This window comes from Hydrocoleum sp. CS-953, from assembly GCF_002260545.1.
In the GTDB taxonomy this organism is placed as follows: Bacteria; Cyanobacteriota; Cyanobacteriia; order Cyanobacteriales; family Microcoleaceae; genus Trichodesmium.
Map to the genome: position 1 here is coordinate 1 of NZ_LGSU01000369.1, position 2,908 is coordinate 2,908.

At 31.7% G+C, this 2,908-nt stretch carries 2 protein-coding genes and 1 pseudogene; all 3 read right to left on the reverse strand.

The features are described 5' to 3' along the window. Positions 1–269: 269 nt before the first annotated feature. Positions 270–1,376: TrkA family potassium uptake protein (locus AFK68_RS03500; RefSeq protein WP_210407205.1), on the reverse strand; the 1,107-nt coding region annotated here is incomplete at its 5' end. Position 1,377: 1 nt separating this feature from the next. Next, a pseudogene (locus tag AFK68_RS44145) lies at positions 1,378–2,524 on the reverse strand (NAD-binding protein); the annotation flags it as partial. Between the two features lie 97 nt (positions 2,525–2,621). Then, a complete protein-coding gene (locus AFK68_RS03510; protein WP_094671618.1) occupies positions 2,622–2,867 on the reverse strand; it encodes a hypothetical protein in 246 nt (81 codons plus the stop codon). Between the last annotated feature and the right edge of the window lie 41 nt (positions 2,868–2,908).

Genomic DNA, 2,908 nt, shown 5'->3' on the forward strand with positions numbered 1-2,908 from the left:
CATCTTGAAGAACCTGGGAGTGCATGGACTTATACTCAGGAAATAGTTTTTTAGTCTGTGTTAAGTCTGCCAGTTGAACAGTTTCCCACAAAACGTAACCATTGACTATATTTTGGTGCTGATCTCCTTTTTTGGTTATTGGGTTACCATCACTATCTTTCTTTCTGCCATCCCGTGTTTGTACTCTAAATTCTGGGATGTTTTTGTAGATTTAAAATACATCCGAAAAAATTAAAGGTTTAAAAAACTCTTTCATTATTAATTATTCATTATTCATTATTCATTATTAATCTTGCTTTAACAAAAGCTTTTTTCAAAGTTATGACTAATCTTTGAGCTTGATGTTTATAAAGTGGTTTTGGTAATATTCCTGGCAAATTATTCATTAATTCTCTAGCGGTAAGCATACTGCATCCAGCAATACCAACTATTTCATTTGCTCCTTGAAATATGGCATATTCTGATGGAGCAGATTCAATCATAATTTGATAAGTAGGTTCTTTTATTTCACCATTTTCAATTCTTTTTAAACCATTAATTGTTGCCAGTACAATTAGGCGATCGCCTACTGCAAGTTTAATATCATCTGAGGGCATTAATTTTGATTCATTTGGTGGTTTCTGATATAAGATTGGTACTACTCTATAACCATAAGCTATTTCTGCTAAAATTAATCCATTTAAAGTATCTCCTATTTCAATATTATATTCAGTTACTAATACTGTTTGATGGTCTATTTTAAATAAACTTAATATATTTTCTCCAAATGCTGCTCCGGCAAAAGCTTCTGCGACAACAGCGGAAGTACAAATAAAAGCAGAATAGGGTAAAAGTTTGGCTAAATTATTACTAAAACGTTGTTCAGAAGTGCGAATTACTAAACGAATATTTGGATTAAGAGAATAACCCATTAATGCTACTTCTAGGTTTAACATTTCATCATTTGTAACTGCAATAATTCCTTTGGCGGTGGCTAAATTTACTTTTTCTAGAGATTTAATAATATTGCCAGTAACTAGAGGAATTTTTGGTGTAATATCTGATTCGGTTACTGTACTACTAATTGCAACTAACTTCTGTTTAAATCTTTGTAATAAAGTGGCGACTCGTTGACCAACTCTTCCTAAACCAACAATTACAACATGGTCTTGGGTAGGGATAGGATTTCTTCTGGTAAACTTAAATTTTGTACTTAATAATCTTTCTGTAATTAAACCATTTAGCAGAGCTACAGAAATAATTCCTACTAATGTTGTGATTAAACTCAAAAATTGCAGCCACCAAGGAAAATCTTCCTCTAGTTTAATGCCACCAAAAATATCTCCAAATCCACCCAGTAGTAAAACTGCTGTTCCATAAAAAGCTTCTCTTAAGGTNACTTAAATTTTGTACTTAATAATCTTTCTGTAATTAAACCATTTAGCAGAGCTACAGAAATAATTCCTACTAATGTTGTGATTAAACTCAAAAATTGCAGCCACCAAGGAAAATCTTCCTCTAGTTTAATGCCACCAAAAATATCTCCAAATCCACCCAGTAGTAAAACTGCTGTTCCATAAAAAGCTTCTCTTAAGGTTGCTTCTGGATAGTAATACCATAATAGTAATGTGTCACTGACTAATAAAGTTAATAAAGTCAAAGCACTAGAAAAAACTAGATTCCGAATCGGATTTTCCTGAATCCAATTCCAGTAGTTAATAATTAAAGTCTTGATTTTACGAGGATTTAATTGCAAAAATGATCGTAATCTTTCCCAGAAAATAAACTGCTTTCTTGGTAAATTATTTGAATGCTTTATAGCTAAAAATTCCGGTTGTTCAAGATAAATTATTTTATCGTTTGCTTGAATTATTTCGTCTGTATCCCATTCATAAAAATCCGATGATAATTCGGTGTCATTATTAGCATAACCGATAACTTTACGATGACGATTATTGAGTTGATAAATAGGACGATTACACCAGGATTCAGCTAAATTAATTTGGCGTTTTATTATTGTTATTTGCTGTTTTTCTAGGTAAAAAAAGCCAAGAATTTCTTCTTCTAAAGCTGCAACTGCAAAAGCTGGTGCAGGTAGTTCTGTTGATTCAAATGCTACATAATTTCCTAGTTGTTCACCTAATAATTGATTGAGATTTTCTTTGGCAGACCTGACTACAAGACGAATTTGAGAATTAAGTAATCTTGCTGCTAGAGCGATCGCTAAATTTACCTTTTCATCACTTGTGACAATAAGTATGGCTCGACATTGTTGAACTTCAGCTTGTGTTAATATATTAGGTTCTCTTGCATCCCCAATAATTAACTGATTTAACTGTGAAAATAAATCTGAAACTTCCGAATATTGAGGTTGTATAACGTCGATGGCATTAACAATTACACCAAACTGTTTTAATGTTGTTACACAATGTTTTCCTAAACTACCTAAACCACATATTAAAAACCGATCTATTGATGGTTGAAGTGAAGTATTAGTTGTTTGATTTATATTGTTAGATTGATGGTCAGGAGTAGATGAGGACATTGGTTTTCCCTAATAATTCATAACAATATGTATTGCTAAATATCTTGGTTTTGCACTTAAAATCAATGAAGCAACTAATATTTAGTAATACAAGTTATCAAGAAATTTTAGATTCTGGTTTTTGTTTCTGGGTTAACCAACGCCACTTTAAAAAAGCAATAACTTCTTCTGGCAATAAAATTAGATGAGGTTCGTTAGAGATAAATAGTAACCAGTCTTCTTCCTGTTGATGTAGTTTCCATTTCGGTTTTATCGGGTGGGATATAATTTGCCAATAACCATGTAAATCATTGTTACAAAAAAATCCAAATTTTTCAGCCTCATTTACAATAAAATCTGTCATTATCAGTAGCTCCAAAAGCTATTTAAGTTTATCTTTATAGT

Coding starts and splice junctions, on each gene's coding strand:
- AFK68_RS03510 (WP_094671618.1), bottom strand. CDS start 2,867: ATGACAGATTTTATTGTAAATGAGGCTGAAAAATTTGGATTTTTTTGT.